Origin of the sequence: Streptomyces sp. NBC_00876, assembly GCF_045207435.1 — a bacterium.
Lineage (GTDB): Bacteria > Actinomycetota > Actinomycetes > Streptomycetales > Streptomycetaceae > Streptomyces.
This window is the reverse complement of the sequence record NZ_CP108800.1, coordinates 176602-192728: the sequence shown is the minus strand read 5'-3', so window position 1 is coordinate 192728 and position 16127 is coordinate 176602. Positions and strand designations below refer to the sequence as shown.

Below are 16127 nucleotides of genomic sequence, written 5' to 3'. Positions count from 1 at the left end.
GGCTCTGCGTCCGAGATCGCCGACCGTCTCGTGGAAGCCCCCCTTTCAGACCCCTTACGCTGCCTGCGCCTCCACCCCGATGAGGCGCAGGTACATCGCGGTAAGGGCCTCGACGAGGTCGCCGAAGGCTTCCTCGTCGGCGGGGGCGGAGCGTCCGAAGCGAGCGAACATGCCGACCACCGCCTCGGCGACGAGGTCGGGTGCCGCCGCGGGATGTGCGAGTTCGTCGGCGGCCAGGCGCCGTACGTATCGGGCGACCCTTCGGGTGGGACGCTGCTGGATCTCCGCCCATACCTGAGCGATCGCCGGGTCGGAGATCGCCTGGTGCTCGATCACGGTGAGCAGATCGTTGTTCGCGGCGTAGGCCGCGAGGAAGGCCGCGCTCGAGGCACGGCCGAGCGCGTACGGATCGGACTCGTCCACGCCGGGGATCTCATGAGCGGCGAGGAACTCCTCGCGTACACGTGTGGCGACCTCCCTGAAGACCTCGGCCTTCGAAGCGAAGTAGACGTAGAACGTCGGGCGGGACACGTCGGCCTCGGCGGTGATGTCGGCGACCGTGGTGCGCGTGTAGCCGAGGCGGGTGAAGACCAGCGCCGCCGAGTCGAGGAGCAGCGTGCGTGTCTCGTGTCCCTTCTCGGCCCGGATCACCCGGGCCGCCGCCCAGGCCGGGACCGGCGCTGTCGCGTTCATGATCCTGTGCCGCTGTCGCCGATTTCGTCGAGCAGCTGTGAGCGCAGCTTGTACTTCTCGATCTTGTTGGTCGGCGTTCGCGGGATGTCGGGGACGACGCGAATGTGTCGTGGACGCATGTACTTCGGCATCGTTTCCTCGGCGAACGCACGGATTTCTTCCGCGTTGAGTGTAGAGCCCTCGATCGGCACGACGTACGCGACGATGTCGTCCTCGTCCCCCTCCCCTCCGGGGATCGCGAACGCGGCGGTCAGCTGGACCCGGTCGTGCTGGTTCAGCAAGTCCTCCACCTGGAAGGCGGACAGGTTCTCGCCGCGCACGCGGATCCGGTCTCCCAGCCGCCCGGCGAAGTCGAACATGCCGTCCGGCTGGAGCACCACGGAGTCACCGGTGTGGAACCAGAGGTTGCGCCACGCCGCGATCGTGGTGTCGGGCTTGCCGAGGTACTGGTCCATGATCAGCGCCGGCAGTCTGGGCCGTACGGCGAGTTGGCCGGCCCGGCCGACCGGGCACGGACGGTCATGCTCGTCGAGCACCGCCACCTCGACGAACGGGGTGGGCACACCCATCACTGCCTTGCGGGTGATCTCGGGCCCGCGCAGCAGCGCCGTCCCCGAGGCACGCACCCGGCTCACGATCTCGGCACGGGGCAGTCCGCGGTAGAGCTCGGCGGGGGTGCCCTCGCCCTCGGGCACCTCCTCGATGAACAGGCCCAGCGGCGCGCCGGACTCGGTCTGCCCGAATCCGGCCGTGACGAAGTCGATTCCGAAACGCGTGGCTACCTCGTGGTGCTGGAGCGGAAGCGGCTGCATGTGCACCTTGTTGAGCGTGTTCGCCCGGTCCCTCTCGCTGGTGGGCGCTTTCACCAGCCACGGGATCATCACATCGAGCAGGATCGCGGTCGTGGCACCCCGCGCGGCGATCCGCGACCAGAATGCCGTCGGGGAGAAGCGGTCCCAGAGCGCCACCTCGCAGCCCGCCCACGCCGCCCGGGCGACGTTCGCGATGGCGCCGCCGACGTGGTACATCGGCAGGTCGTTGTAGATCACGTCCTGCGACGACAGCGGTAGACGCAGGTTGTAGGTGTACTGCGCCATCCAGCGGTACGGCTGTACGACGCCCTTGGCGGGCCCTGTCGTTCCGGAGGTGTAGACGATGTTGGCGGGGTCGTCGAACGCCACGGTCACATCAGGCCGGTCGGCGGGGGCGGTCAGCGCGTCCCAGGGGAGGGTGGGGAAGCGCGGGGCGACGGGTTCCGGACGCTCCATGTGGTCGTGTGCGCCCGCCGGGGGTGTGTACAGGACCAGGGTCGGTACGTGGGTGAGTTGGTCGGCCACCGCGTTGACCGTGGGGAGCAGTCCCGGGTCGGTGACGAGCAGCCGGGGAGCGGTGTCGTCGATCTGATAGGTGAGCAGACTTCCGGTGAAGCTGAAGTTCACCGGTGCGTACACGGCACCGGCCTTCCACACCCCGAACATGAGGAGTGTGGCCGCCAGCGGGTTCGTGGAGAACACGCTCACCCGCTCACCCTTGGACACACCGTGGGCGGCGAGGTTGCCCGCGATGGCGTCGGTCGCGGCCGCGAACTGTGCGTAGGTGTAGGTGACGTCGTCCTCGCCGTAGTGCAGGAAGGTGCGGTCGGGCGTCGTGGCGGCCCAGTGGTCGAGGCGCTCGGTGACGAGTTCGCCCTCGGCGGTGAGCAGTGCGGTGAGAGTCTCGGCGTCGTGGTGGGGATGGGCGGTCATGGTTGCTCCTCGGTTCACGGGCGGGTGCCGAAGGACGGTCGGCCGATCTGTTCGGGGAGAAGTCGGTAGGCATCGCGCACCCAGTCGCACAGCAGCGGCCGGCTTTCGCGGGGGTCGATGATGTCCTGGACGCCGAACCGCTCGGCGGTCCGGAAGGGCGACGAGACCGCCTCGACCTGCGCGGTGAGGCGGGCGAGTTCGGCGGCGGGATCGTCGGCGGCCTGGATCCGGGCCCGGAACGCGGCCTCGACGCCGCCCTTGGAGGGAAGCGAGCCCCAGTCGCCGGACGGCCATGCCCAGCTCCGCGTCGCGCGGTGCCGGTTGACGATGCCGGCGCCCCCCACGCCGTAGACGCGCCGGATGATGAGCTCGGTCTGCGGAACACGTGCCTGGTAGACCGCCGTGAGCGCGCGGGCGCCGTGCCGGATGGTGGCCGCGCGTTCCGCCGCGGACCCGATCGTCATGCCCGCCTGGTCGGTGAGGCTGACGAGGGGCAGGTGGAAGGTCTCGCAGAGATCGACGAGCCGTGTCACCGCGAAGGCACCCTGGGCCGACATCGTCGCTCCCTGGGCCGGTTCGGCCGCGATGACGCCGACGGGGTGTCCGTCCAGGCGCGCGAGTGCCGTCAGGGTCCCGCCCCCGTACTCGGCGTACGGGAAGACCGAACCCGTGTCGAAGACGGCGGCGAGGATCGTGTTCACGTCGTACAGATGGCGAGGGTTGCGGGGGACGACGCCCAGCAGCGCCTCTTCGCGACGGTCGGCCGGGTCCTTCGTGGCGGTCACCGGCGGGAGCTCGAACACGCTGCCCGGCAGATAGGACAGGAAACGGCGCACCACGTCGAAGGCGGCCTGTTCGTCCGGGACGATCCTCTCGACCGTGCCGTTGGCGCGGTGGACATCGCCACCGCCGAGCTCCTCCTTGGTGAGCCGCTCTCCGGTGCCGCCCAGTACGACCGGTGGCCCGGCGGTGAAGAGCTGGCCCTGTCCCTCCACCAGAACAGCCAGGTGGGACATGACCAGGCGGGCCGCACCGAGGCCGACGGTCGGGCCCAGCGCGGCCGCCACCACCGGGACGAGCGAGAGGCTGTCGACGACTGCGTCCCACGCCGGGTTGACGGGCACGTAGGTGTAGCCGGCATCGGTGGCCATCTTCACCGAGCCGCCGCCGCTGGCTCCGTCGAGCAGCCGGACGACCGGCAGGCGCATCTCCCGGGCGTACTGCTCGGCGAATACCTGCTTGGCGTGGACCGCGGCGTCGCCGGAGCCGCCGCGCAGGGTGAAGTCGTCGACGCCGAGAACGACCTTGCGGCCGTCGATGCGTGCGGTCCCGGCGACGAAGTTCGCCGGAGTGAACACCGGTTGCTGCCCCGCGTCGTCGTAGGAGGCGAATCCGGCGAGCGCGCCGATCTCGCAGAACGAGCCGGCATCGGCCAGGGCGTCGACGCGTTGGCGGGCGTCGAGCTTGCCGCCCGCGTGCTGGCGGGCGACCTTCTCGGCCCCGCCCATCCTCAGGGCGGCGTCCCGGCGGCGCCCGATCTCGGCGACCTCGGGGGACCAGTCGTCCTCGCCCGGCAGCGCGCCGTGCCGGCCGTCAGGGGTTTCGTCGGCATCGGCGGAGTCCGTGGGCCTGCCGTACGCCAGGACCGCACCCGACTCGACGACGTCGCCGGCGCGGACCGTGACGACATCGACGCGGAGGCCGGCTGCGGCGCGCACGACGTGCTCCATCTTCATCGCCTCGAGGACGGCCACCGCCCGGCCCGCCCCGACGACGGTTCCCGGCTCCGCGTCCACCCTCAGTACGACACCGGGACTCGGCGCCACGACGACGACGGCTCCGGGCGGTACCTCGGCCGCCGGGTCCCCGGCAGCGCGGTCGCCGGCCGCCCGGCCGCCGGGCGTCTGGGAGGGAGCCTCCTGGAGCGGAGAGCCGACGCGGCGGTGGGCGTGCAGTTCCTCCAGGTGCTCGGCGATGAAACCGGTGTCCCAGGGAACCGCGGAGAACGCGTGGTGCGACACGATCCCGTGCAGCAGGTCGGTGTTGGTCTCCACGCCCTCGATCACGACCTCGTCGAGTGCGGCACGTGTCCGGGCGACGGCCTGGGCGAGGCCGGAGCCGTGCACGACGACCTTCGCGAGCAGGGAGTCGTAGCGCGGGCTGACGCGGTAGCCGCGGTAGCCGTGCGTGTCGACCCGGACGCCGGGGCCGCTCGGCAGATCGAAGCGGGTCAGCCGGCCGGTGCCGGCGACCGGCGTTCCGTCGGGGGCGAGCGTTTCGGTATTGACCCGGACCTGGATCGCCACACCTCGCGGGCTCGGCGCGTTCTCGAGGCCCAGGTCGGCCAGCCGGCTGCCGGAGGCCACCGCGAGCTGGGCGGCGACCAGGTCGATCCCGGTGACCTCCTCGGTCACCGTGTGCTCGACCTGGACACGCGGGTTCGCCTCCATGAACCAGTACGCGTCACCGCTGACGAGGAACTCGAAGGTGCCGAGCCCGGCGTAGCCGACGCCGGCCGCCAGCCGTACGGCGGCCTGCGCGAGGCGTGTCCGCAGACCCTCCCCGAGCCAGGGGCTGGGCGCCACCTCGACCAGCTTCTGATGCCGGCGCTGGATGCTGCAGTCGCGCTCGCCGAGGGCGATCACCGCGCCGGAACCGTCGCCGAGGATCTGTACCTCCAGGTGCCGGGGCCGCACGAGCAGCTTCTCGACGTACACCTCGCCGGCGCCGAACGCCTTCCCGGCCTCCGCCGTGGCCTGCTCGAACGCCTCCGCGAGTGTGCCCGGATCGGTGACCGCACGCATGCCCCGCCCGCCACCACCGGCCAGGGCCTTGATCATCACGGGGCCGTGCTCGGCCGCGAACTCCGAGGCGGACCGCAGGGTCGTCGCCCCGCTCGTGCCCGGGAGTACCGGGATGTCACGCGCGATCGCGTACTCCCGGGCCCTGGCCTTGTCCCCGAAGAGATCGAGCACCTCGGGCGCCGGGCCGACGAAGGTGAATCCGGCCTCGGCGCACCGGCGGGCGAAGCCGGCGTTCTCGCTGAGGAAGCCGTATCCGGGATGGACCGCCGAAGCCTGCGCCGACACCGCCGCCGCGACGACCGCCTCGACGTCCAGGTAGGCGGACGTGCCGAGACCGGGGATCTGTACGGCCTCGTCCGCCAGGCGGACATGGAGGGAGTCCGCGTCGTCGGCGGGATGGATCGCGACCGCCCGACCGCCCGACTCGTGGACGGCCCTGATGATCCGGACGGCGATCTCGCCCCGGTTGGCCACGAGAACGGTATGCATTGCCGGGACCTCCTGTGTAGGTGGTCACCACAATGAATGACATTGACGTCAACGTCAACGGACGCGGCGGAGGTCGGCATGACCTTCCACGTGCGCTCCCGCCGGGACGTGGCGTACGTCCTCACCGCTGTACGGACGGGGCTCGACTCCGGGCAACACCCCGAGCGCCCCCGCCGCGCAGACCACGGCCGCCGCACCTTCACTGCCGGGTTGTGGCGTGCCCGGACGTCAGGCCGGCCGGATCAGAAGAACTGATCCGGCCGGCCCCGGTCCGCTGCACCGCCTCCGGTGCCGGTGCCGTCAGTCGCTGAAGACGCCGACCTCCCGGAGCGAGTAGCCCCACTTGGTGCCGCGCTCCACGCCGTGGATCCGCACGTAGCGGGCCTGGGTCCGGGTGAACCACGCGGTGTCCAGGCCGCCGTCACCGGCGGTCGTGGACCATGCCGTCTGCCAGCTCTCGCCGTCCTGCGACAGCTCGATGCGGTACGACTTCGCGTAGGCCTCCTCCCAGTCGACGGTGACGCGCTTGACCGGCTTCGCGGATCCGAGGTCTACCTTGAGCCACTCGTCGTTCTTCCACTCGCTGGCCCAGCGGGTGTCCTTGTTCCCGTCGACGGCCTGGCCGGGAGCGAAGTTGACGACCGGGTTCCACCACTGGGTCGTGGAAGCCGAGGCGGCCGCGCCCAAGGCCAGATTCGCCCCGGACTGGTGCTTCTCGGTGTTCCCCCAGGTGCGCAGGTAGGACTCGGCGCCCGTGAACAGGTCGTCCACGACCTTCTGGCCGCCGACGATGCGGATGTCCTCGATCCAGTCCGGGACCACGCCGTAGTGCGCCGCGCCGTCGGTGTTGAAGTCCCATGTGCGCTCGCCGGTGATCTGCTTGTCGATCACCGAGCCGCCGTCCGTGCTGCGGAAGGGGTACTTCACCGGGTTGGGGGTGTCCGCGCCCCGCGGGGCCGGCCAGCCGCCGACACCGTTCATGTCGGTGCCGAAGCCGTAGCCGACCTGGTACTTCTCGCGCAGCGCCTGCGTGCGGCCGGCCTCCGCGCTGAACGCCGCGGAGCCGCTCATGTACTGGGCGGCGAACCCGCCGAGCTTGTAGAGCCGCTCGGTCCACCCCTGGTCCATCCAGCTGTGCGAGGAGATGATGCCCGGGTACGACTCGGACTCGAGGACTTCGAGGGCCTGGCCTGCGGCCTTGACGCTCATGTGGTCGACCTCGAGCATCATGTGGCGCTTCATCATCCCGCGCACCGCGTACTCACCCAGGCTGGTCAGCCCCCGGGTGTTGCACTGAGCGTCCGAGGAGTACGAGGGGACGCTCACCCCGCTCGGAAGCAGCTTCTGCGCCTCCGCAGCCACCGCGTTGCCGATGGGGTTGTCGTGCTGCGGGCCGGTGCAGGTCTCCGTCTTCCAGAAGGTGCCGGTCGACAGGAACTGGCCCACGTTGATCGCCGTACCGAGAGCGCCGGAGTCGTAGCGCACCCCGCACAGGGCGTTGTCGAACTTGTGGCAGAGGAACATGCTGCTCACGCCCAGTTCGCGCAGCTCGTCCAGACCGCGGTCGATGTCCTCCTTGCTGCACTGCGAGACGTCCAGGATCTGCTTGCAGCCGAACGGCTCGGACGTCTCGACGCCCAGGACGACAGCCAGCTTGCCCTGCTCGACGACCTCGCGGGCCTGCGCGCTGCTGGTGACGATCCGGAACCAGCCCTTGCCCGGGCCGCCGTACATCTTGTCGATGAAGGCCTGCATGTCGTACGACTTCTTCGCCTCGAGACGGATGGCGGTCATCTCGTCGCAGCTGCGGTCCTTGAAGAAGTAGACCGAGCAGATCACTCCGTTGGTGACCAGGTCATTGACCAGCACCCGCTGGCCGCCGCGCCAGGCCCGCTCGATCTCGGCGTAGTAGTTCTGCTGGTGGGTCAGCGAATCGTGGGCGGGCCAGTCCTTGAAGGTGGGCCAACCGTCGGGGTCGTGCCTGCCGTCACCGCCCTTGGTGACGAAGTCGAAGACGGCGAGCGAGCCGTCGGGGTAGTGCTCGGGGCAGTCCTTGAGCGCATCGGCGACGCCCTGCTCCGAGAACGGCTTGCCGCAGATCAGCCGGCCGCCGAAGCCCTCGTTGGACATGATGTGGTCGTGGGCGTCGACGAAGCCTCTGACGCGGCCCTGGGCGTCGGTGCCCTTGAAGGGCTCGCCCGTGACGTTGATCTGCGCGTCGGGCGCGGGCCGGGCGGTCGGGTTCCACCAGCCCGTTTCGGGCTCCGCCGCGGAGCTGGGCATCGGGCCGAGTACCAGGGACATCACGGCGAAGAGCAGTGACACCACCGTGAGGGATCTGAGTTTGCGGCGCGGGGGTTGAGCCATGGTCATCACTCACTTCGATTTGACATGCTCACTCAAGTTACTGATGAGTTATCAGAATCGCGACCACGGTCGGCGGAGTCAACGGTCCGGGCAGGGAAAGATGAGAAATTCTCATCTTTGATGAACTCATGCTCAGTTAAGGCCAGTTGCGGAGGGAGCGAGTGGCGGGAAATGAATGGCCCGGGGGCGGGACGGGCTCGCTCGGCCGCTCGCCGCCCGCCCGCCCGCTCGCCCGCCCGTCCGTCCGTCAGGCCACGCCGCGGATGCGGTTGACGAGGAGACCGCCGATGAGGATGGCCAGGGCCGCGGTGGCGTAGAGGCCGGTGTAGCCGCCGAGGTGGGTGATGATGGGCGAGGCGAGAGCGGGGGCGAGGACCTGCGGGCCGGAGTTGGCGATGTTGATGACGCCGAGGTCCTTGGCGCGGTCGGCGGCCTCGGGCAGGACCTGGGTGACCAGGGCCTGGTCGACGGAGAGGTAGATGCCGTATCCGGCGCCGAGGACGGCCGCGGCGGCCACGGCCGACGGCCAGGTGTGGAGCAGGGAGAGCAGCACTGCCGCTGCGGCCATCACCAGCGAACAGACGACGACGAAGACCTTGCGGCGTCCGAGGCGGTCGGACAGGACACCGGCGGGGACGGCCGTGAGCGCGGCGCAGAGGGTGTAGATCACCGTGAGGATCAGCACACCGGTCCCCGGGTCGCCGTAGTGGACGGCGTCGGCGAGGAAGTAGAACAGGTACAGAGTGCCCAGGGCGTTGCCCAGGTTGATCAGGAACCGGGTGAGCCAGGCCCAGCCGAAGTCGGGGTGCTGCCGGGGACTCACCCAGAGCGAGCGGGCGAAGGCGCGGGCGTCGAAGGCGGGACGCAGCGCCCGGGGCAGCGGCGGCTCGGAGTGGCGCAGCACGAAGGGCAGGGCGAGTACGACCGTGAGCACGGCGAGCGTGACGTAGCCGGAGCGGACGCCGGTGATCAACAGGGCGGTGATCAGTGCGCCGAGGACGAGGCCGACGGACTGCATGAGGCCGGTCCAGCCGGAGACCTGAGCGCGTTGGGTGAGCGGTACACGGTCGGCGACCGGTGTGGTGACCCCGGCCAGCATCGCGTTCAGCCCTGCCTGCGCGAGGCACCAGCCGACGGCGACCCCGGCCACGGTGTGCTGGGTGGCGGTGACCGACAACCCCACTGCCCCGGCGACGGCGCCGCCGAGGATCCAGGGCCGGCGGCGGCCGAACCGGCTCGTGGTGCGGTCCGACCATGCGCCGGCGAGCGGGTTGGCAACCACCGCGACCAGTGCGCCGAGGCCGGTGACGAGCGAGAGCGCATCGTTCTTGTCGTGCGGGTCGATGTCCTCCAGCTGGAGTGGCAGCAGGATCTGGATGGGGGTCATGAACGCCATGAAGACGGCCAGCGTGGCCAGCGAGAGGTTCACCGTCCACTCGGCCTTGACCGGGGCGGTGGGCTCGGCGAACACGGCGGCGTCGTCCGCCGTGGAGGCGTGGGGCATGACAGCTCCGTCGCTCAGGACCGCTGGGAGGCGATCAGGCCGCGGTACCACTCGAAGCTCGCCCTGGGCGTGCGGCGTCGGGTGGCGAAGTCGACCTCGACCAGGCCGAAGCGCTGGTGATAGCCCTCGGCCCACTCGAAGTTGTCGAGCAACGACCAGGTGAAGTAGCCGCGCACGTCCACTCCGAGGGACACGGCGCGGGCTATCGCGGTGATGTGTCCGGCGAGGTAATCGATGCGCGTCTGGTCGTGCAGCCCGGCCGGCTGCGAGCAGCCGTTCTCGGTGATCCACACCGGGGGAAGGCCGTCGCCGTACCGGGCCTTGAGGCCGGTGAGCAGCTCCGTGAGGCCGTCGGGGACCACCGGCCAGCCGAACGCGGTGCGCTCGTACGGCTCCGCGGGCTCGGCCAGGTCGAAGGGAAGTGCGGCGGCAGGGTCGGCCGGGGCGGTGACCCAGGTGGGGTTGTAGTAGTTGACGCCCAGCCCGTCCAGGGGTGCGGCGATCGTGGCGAGATCACCATCGCGCACCACTCCGCCCCAGCCCGGGTCGGTCATGCCGTAGGCCGAAAGGTCGGGGTAACTCCCCAGCATCAAAGCGTCGTTGAAGAGCCGGTTGTGCAGGGCGTCATAGGCGGAGGCCGCGGCCACGTCCTTGTCCTGCCGGGCGTCTTCGCGCAGTCGGACGGGCGTGCAGTTGTTGGAGATCAGTATCTGCCCACCCGGGACGGTGGCTCGCAGCGCCTCGGCCGCGAGGCCATGGCCGAGCAGTTGGTGATGTGCGACGGGCAGTGCGTCCAGCATCAGTGCGCGGCCCGGGGCGTGGACGCCGAAGGCGTAGCCGAAAGTCATGTGGATGAAGGGCTCGTTCAGGGTGATCCACCGCTTGACCCGGTCGCCCAGTCGTTCCCCGACCACGGCCGCGTACTCGGCGAACCGGTAGGCGGTCCCGCGGTTCAGCCATCCGCCCTCGTCCTCCAGGGCCTGCGGAAGGTCCCAGTGGAACAGGGTGGGTGTGGGCTCGATCCCGGCGTCGAGCAGCGCGTCGACCAGGCGGTCGTAGAAGTCCAGTCCGCGCGGCTCGACCTTGCCCGCGCCGGTCGGCAGGATGCGGGGCCAGGACACCGAGAAACGGTACGCGTCGAGCCCGAGCCGGCACATCAGCGAGACGTCCTCGTCGAACCTGTGGTGGTGGTCGCAGGCGATGTCGCCGGTGTGGCCGTCGCGTACGGCCCCGGGGCGCCGGACGAAGGTGTCCCAGATGGACGCACCCTTGCCGTCCTCGTAGGCGGCGCCCTCGATCTGGTACGCGGCGGTCGATGCGCCCCAGGCGAAGTCGGCCGGGAGCCGGGGGAGTCGGGTGGCATCGGTGGGGCTCGTCGTCACTGGCGTCTGCCTTCAGGGGTGATGCGCGAGTCGCCCAGGTTCGGCCGCCCGCGCGCGGCTCCGGAACTCCGCCGGCGGGCTCCTCGCACCCCAACGACGGCTTGGAGGGCGGCTGTTCGCAACCGGGGCACGCCGTCCAAGGTGGGCCGCACCATAACATGAACACTCGTTCATGTTCTATGGGTCGAGCTGGGCGTCGTGACCTGGAGGCCCGGCGAACGCTGAACGCCTCGATTCACCCCTGCGCGGCCGTCAGCCGGCCGCGCAGGTCCTCCCAGTAGGAGTTCAGCATCCGCTTGAGCTCGTCCACGGTTTCCAGGTCCGGCTCGCCGTCGCTCTTGAACACTTCGTGCAGCACGGCGTTGGCCGCCCACACCACCATCCGCGTTGCCCGCTGCACCCGCTGGCCGCCGGGCCCGTCGGTCAGCTGCTCCACGATCCGCTGCAGCCCCTCGGCGATGTACGCGTTGCTCGCCTCGTCGGCCCGCGCGAGCTCGGGACTGAGGTGCCGCCCTGCCCACAGAGCCATGCCGCCCGCCTGGGACCGGACGAGCTCGGCGTAGACGTCGACCATCATGCCGACCGGGTCGGACAGGTCACCCCCGACCGCCCGCTCGACGAGTTCGTCGATGGCCGCCTTGAAGGCATCGAGATACCGCTGGCCCAGCGCGTCCACTACGGCGCTCTTGTCCGCGTAGAACTGGTAGATGCTGCCGACCGGGGTGCCCGCCTCCTCGGCGATCCGCCGCGTCGTCAGCGCCTCGTACCCCTCCTGGGAAAGGATCCGGTCCGCGGCGGTGAGGATGGCCTCGACCCGGGCCCGGCTGCGTGCCTGCTGAGGCTGCCTCCGCAGCCGCCCCCGCGAAAGCGGCTGCGGCTTGCCTGCTTCCGTCACCACGTGCCCCCGGTCGTCCGATGACGCGAACGTAGCACGCGGCCATGGAACGGCGGCCGGCCACCACGTGCCCCCGCACCATGCGGCGGCCGCTGGATTCCCGTTCCGGCGTACATCTCCACGGCGTTTCCCAGGTGTTGCTGCCGGGTGATGAGGGTGTCATCGGTGGGCAGGGACGCAGGGTGCTTCCGTGAAACGGTCAGGCGTCCGGGTTCGGCCAGGGGATGTCGGTGTCGACCGGGGCGGTGTAGTCGACGCCGGGCACGGCGAAGCCGTACAGGCGCTGGACCTCGGCGTGGAACCAGTCCAGATCGGCGAGGCCGGCGATGGTTTCGGTGGTGGCGCGGTTCCAGCGGCCGGCGACGGCCTCCTGTACGGCGGGGGCGAGTTCCCACAGGTCCAGGCGGAGGCGGCCTTCGTCGTCGAGGGTGAGGGGGCGGGTACCGGTGAGCTGGTCCCACAGGCCGGTGAGCTGGTCGATCGGCGGCACCATGTCCTGGCCGAGGACGCCGCGCAGCAGTCCGACGTACAGGGCGATGCCGGGAATGGCGGTGGAGGACTGGGTGACGGCGGCCCCGTTGACGGAGGTGAGCGCGCGGCCGCCGAGGAGCTTGCCCAGGCGTTCGTCCAGGGTGCGGGCGGTGGCTTCGAGGTGCGCCTTGGCCGCGCCGATCGTGCCCTGGCGGTAGATCCCCGCGGTCAGCGGTGAGCCGATGTAGGAGAGTGCGGCGGTGGTGAAACCGTCGGCGAGCAGGTCCCTGTCGGCGAGGTGAGCGATCCAGCGTTCCCAGTCCGCACCGCCCATCACCGCGGTGGTCTGCTCGATGTCGTCGTCCCTTGCCGGTGCGGTCTCCACCTCCGTGACCTGAGGGCCGGTGCCGGCGTCGAAGGTGAGGGTCTTGGTCGTGTACGGGGCGCCGATCGGCTTGAGGACGGAGGCGTAGGTGGTGCCGGTGTCCGGGTCGGTGCGTCGGGGGGCGGCCACCGAGTAGATCAGGTGGTCCAGACGGCCGTAGCGCCGCTTGAGGAGATCGGCGACCTGGTCCTTCATCGCGTCGGAGAAGGCGTCACCGTTGAGGAACACCATGTCGCGTCCGTGCTCGCGGGCCAGCTCCGCGGTGGCTGCGGTGCGGTACCACCCGGCCGTGCCGGTGCGCCGGCCGGGCGCCTTCTCGAAGCACACCCCGATGCCGCGGATCCCGGCTCGGGCGAGCCCGGCGACCGTGGCGGCGAGCCCGTAGCCGGCGGACGATCCGATGACAAGCGCCACCGGACCCTCCCCGCCGGGCAGGCCTGCGGGCACCGCCCGCCACATGGCGTCCACCAGCTTCCGGCAGCCGGCCGGGTGGGAGTCGAGGAAGAGGAAACCGCGGTTCTTCGGGGCGATGACGCGCTCGTTCACATCAGGTCCTTCGGGTCGGAACGCAGGGGAGGGCGGCGGCGCCCAGGAGCTGGACCCGCGCCCTGTAAGTCTGCGACCGTACGGATACGCGCGGTGATCACATCCGGCACAACGTTCGCGAGACGGCCTTGGAGGGTTGCCACCTGTTCAAGGGGCAGAGCAAGCAGGAGCGCGAGGCTGTCCCCGCCCCGCGCGACTGATTGTTCTGTACCTGCGACCGGACCGGTCGTCGGCGCCGTCCTTCCGGCCGGCCCGACGGTGTTGTGCGGCTGCCCTCGCCGGGTCAGCGCCCCTTGCGTACCCGGGCCGCCGCGCGTGCTTCCGCTGTCCTGCGGGCGTCGGCCGTCTTGCGGGACTCCTTGGCGCGGCCCGGCCGAGTGCCCATGCCGCGGAACGGGACGTTGCCGCTGCCCTTGCCTTCGATGGGCGGGCGCTTCGCCCCGGTGATGGCGGTCAGCTTCTCCTCGCCGGATCGCACCTGCGTGACAGTCGGCCGGATCCGGGCGTCGGCCATGATCCGGTTGACGTCCTGCCGCTGGTTCGGGGTGACCAGCGTGACCACGTTCCCGGATTCCCCGGCGCGGGCCGTACGCCCACCACGGTGCAGATAGTCCTTCGCGTCGGCCGGCGGGTCGACGTTGACGACGAGGTCGAGCGCCTCGATGTGAATGCCCCGCGCCGCGACATTGGTGGCCACCAGCACGGTGATCTCGCCGTCCTTGAACTGCGCGAGCGTGTGCGTGCGCTGCGGCTGCGACTTCCCGCTGTGCAGGGCGGCAGCCCGTACGCCACTGGCCCGCAGGTGCCGGGTGAACTGGTCCACACCGGCCTTGGTGTCCAGGAACATCAGGACCCGGCCGTCCCGCGCGGCGATCTCGGTCGCGGTCGCGTACTTGTCGGCGGGGTGGACGTTCAGTACATGGTGATCCATCGTCGTGACCGAGCCCGCCGCACGGTCGAGCGAGGCGACTACGGGCTCGTGCAGATAGTTCGTCACCAACTGGTCGACATTGCGGTCGAGCGTGGCCGAGAACAGCAGCCGCTGTCCGCCGGGGCGGACCTGGTCCAGGATCTCCGAGACCTGCGGCAGGAAGCCCAGATCGCACATCTGGTCCGCCTCGTCCAGCACCGTGATGCGCACCTGCCGCAGCTCGCAGAACCGGCGCGATACGAGGTCGGCCAGCCGCCCGGGCGTCGCGACGACCACTTCGGCGCCGGCCTTCAGCTGCGCCGCCTGCCGGTTGATCGCCAGCCCGCCGACCACCGTCGCCATCCGCACGTTCAGCGCCTGCGCGTACGGGGCCAGCGCGTCGCTCACCTGCTGCGCGAGCTCCCTGGTCGGCACCAGGACCAGCGCGAGCGGCCGCTTCGACTCCGCTCGCATGCCGGCGGTCCGGGCCAGCAGCGCAAGCCCGAAGGCGAGCGTCTTGCCGGAGCCGGTCCGCGCGCGGCCCAGGACGTCATGGCCTGCCAGCGCGCTGGGCAGGGTCGCCGCCTGGATCGGGAAGGGCTCCGTCACGCCCAGGCGGGTCATCATCGCCGTCAGCTCCGACGGAAGCCCGAGGGCGTCGAAGGACTCGGCCGGCGGCAGGCCGGGGACGGCCGTCTGCGGCGTGGTGAGTTCGCCCTTGGGGGCAGGCGGCTTCGCGTTCATGGGGCAACCCTTCTCGGTCCGGCGCCCAGAATGCACCGGGGCCCGTACCCCTCGGCACGGGCCCCAACGGTTTCGAAGCGTGCCGCCAGTTTACCAGCGGGCGCCCGGCACATTCCGATCCCGTCAGTGAGGGCTCGCAGCTGAGGAGCATCGGCCCCTCATCGAGCAGTCCTCTCCGGGACCGTCGACAGAACCTTCTCTGCGATGGTGAGGAGAGCGCTGTCGTCGGGCAGGGCTCCGGACTTGCTCCATACGGTGATGTCGTAGAAGCCGCCCCGGTCCTTCCGGTCGAAAGCCACGGACAGAGTCCTGGCCAGGGGACCCTCTTCGACCGGCCCGCTGCTCCCTTCCCCTCCGAAGCCGATCTTGAACTGCATGGTGTGATCGGAGGAGAAGACCGCGGGCCGGCCGAGGACCTTCAGCGTCTCGTAGTCATCGCCCCCGAGCTTCATCAACTTCACGTACTGGCCGGTCGACAGCTTGTTGTAGGCGGCAGAGACATTCACGGTGTAGGTGTCGAACGTGACCTCGGCCTCCGGCTGGGCGACTTTCCCATCGGTCAAGGGCGCAGTGCCGCTGGTGCCGGAGGCCGAGATGGGTATCTCGTCAGGCGTTCCCAGGAGCTGGGCCAGGTCGGCCCGGTTGAGCGCCTCGCACAGCTCGTCGCCGGTTACGGCCTGGGGCGTCGCGGCGTAGGCCTTCGGCAGTTTCTCGTGCTCTCCAGCCGAACACGAGGCGGGCTGCGGTGTGCTGTCCTCGGACGGGAGTACGCGTGGGGCCACCCACAGCGCGGCTGCGAGGGCCCCGAACACGGCCACGGCCGCGACGGCCTGACCCCATGCGTTGGGTTCCTTCACCGGCGTGTGCGGCCCGGCTCCTGCCTGGGGCGGGGCCGGCGGCACCGCATTTCCCGCCGTCTCGTCGGCGAAAGCCACCGGACTCCGGCTCCGGCGTGCGCGCAGCGCACGGACCACCGTGCGGACGCGTATCGAGGTGAACACGAGGAACACGGCGCCGAAGCCGGCCGCGATCCCGTCGAGATCGCGGATGGCGAGATACATGATGCGTACGCCGAGAACGGACCCGACCAGGATGAGCACAGGCTCGCGAACCCAGAAGGGCAGGAGACGGAGGAGGAAACCAAGCACCCGGTGATCTCACCAGAGCAAGATCGCTACCGCTGTGACGGAAG

At 70.4% G+C, this 16127-nt stretch carries 10 protein-coding genes; all 10 read right to left on the bottom strand.

The window, feature by feature from the left end:
• Window positions 1–54: 54 nt before the first annotated feature.
• The 10 genes from OG782_RS00860 to OG782_RS00815 all read right to left on the bottom strand — a co-directional run bounded on the left by OG782_RS00860 (window position 55) and on the right by OG782_RS00815 (window position 16083).
• Window positions 55–693: a TetR/AcrR family transcriptional regulator gene (locus OG782_RS00860; protein ID WP_406447310.1), complete on the bottom strand. Its 639-nt coding sequence runs from the start codon at window positions 691–693 to the stop codon at window positions 55–57.
• Entirely contained in the window at window positions 690–2438 is a 1749-nt protein-coding gene (locus tag OG782_RS00855; RefSeq protein WP_406447308.1) for an AMP-binding protein, read from the bottom strand. Before OG782_RS00855 ends, OG782_RS00860 begins: the two co-directional genes overlap by 4 nt.
• 14 nt (window positions 2439–2452) lie before the next feature.
• Window positions 2453–5731: a carboxyl transferase domain-containing protein gene (locus OG782_RS00850; protein WP_406447307.1), complete on the bottom strand. Its 3279-nt coding sequence runs from the start codon at window positions 5729–5731 to the stop codon at window positions 2453–2455.
• Between the two features lie 300 nt (window positions 5732–6031).
• Window positions 6032–8104, bottom strand: coding sequence for a discoidin domain-containing protein (locus tag OG782_RS00845; protein ID WP_406447305.1), 2073 nt, complete (start codon window positions 8102–8104; stop codon window positions 6032–6034).
• 241 nt (window positions 8105–8345) lie between these two features.
• Window positions 8346–9602 carry an MFS transporter gene (locus OG782_RS00840; RefSeq protein ID WP_406447303.1) on the bottom strand — a complete coding sequence of 419 codons (1257 nt, stop codon included), beginning with the start codon at window positions 9600–9602 and terminating at the stop codon, window positions 8346–8348.
• Window positions 9603–9616: 14 nt separating this feature from the next.
• A complete protein-coding gene (locus OG782_RS00835; protein WP_406447301.1) occupies window positions 9617–10984 on the bottom strand; it encodes a GH1 family beta-glucosidase in 1368 nt (455 codons plus the stop codon).
• Between the two features lie 235 nt (window positions 10985–11219).
• Window positions 11220–11882, bottom strand: coding sequence for a TetR/AcrR family transcriptional regulator (locus OG782_RS00830; protein ID WP_406447299.1), 663 nt, complete (start codon window positions 11880–11882; stop codon window positions 11220–11222).
• Between the two features lie 196 nt (window positions 11883–12078).
• Window positions 12079–13281 (bottom strand): enoyl-[acyl-carrier-protein] reductase FabV, encoded by a 1203-nt coding sequence (gene fabV, locus OG782_RS00825; RefSeq protein ID WP_406447297.1) that lies wholly within the window; start codon window positions 13279–13281, stop codon window positions 12079–12081.
• Between the two features lie 283 nt (window positions 13282–13564).
• A complete protein-coding gene (locus OG782_RS00820) occupies window positions 13565–14935 on the bottom strand; it encodes a DEAD/DEAH box helicase (RefSeq protein ID WP_406447295.1) in 1371 nt (456 codons plus the stop codon).
• Window positions 14936–15093: 158 nt separating this feature from the next.
• Entirely contained in the window at window positions 15094–16083 is a 990-nt protein-coding gene (locus tag OG782_RS00815; RefSeq protein WP_406447293.1) for a DUF6215 domain-containing protein, read from the bottom strand.
• Between the last annotated feature and the right edge of the window lie 44 nt (window positions 16084–16127).

Excerpts from the sequence above, each read along its gene's own strand:
- OG782_RS00860 (WP_406447310.1), bottom strand. The coding sequence starts at position 693 with ATGAACGCGACAGCGCCGGTCCCGGCCTGGGCGGCGGCCCGGGTGATC.
- OG782_RS00855 (WP_406447308.1), bottom strand. The coding sequence starts at position 2,438 with ATGACCGCCCATCCCCACCACGACGCCGAGACTCTCACCGCACTGCTC.
- OG782_RS00850 (WP_406447307.1), bottom strand. The coding sequence starts at position 5,731 with ATGCATACCGTTCTCGTGGCCAACCGGGGCGAGATCGCCGTCCGGATC.
- OG782_RS00845 (WP_406447305.1), bottom strand. The coding sequence starts at position 8,104 with ATGACCATGGCTCAACCCCCGCGCCGCAAACTCAGATCCCTCACGGTG.
- OG782_RS00840 (WP_406447303.1), bottom strand. The coding sequence starts at position 9,602 with ATGCCCCACGCCTCCACGGCGGACGACGCCGCCGTGTTCGCCGAGCCC.
- OG782_RS00820 (WP_406447295.1), bottom strand. The coding sequence starts at position 14,935 with ATGAACGCGAAGCCGCCTGCCCCCAAGGGCGAACTCACCACGCCGCAG.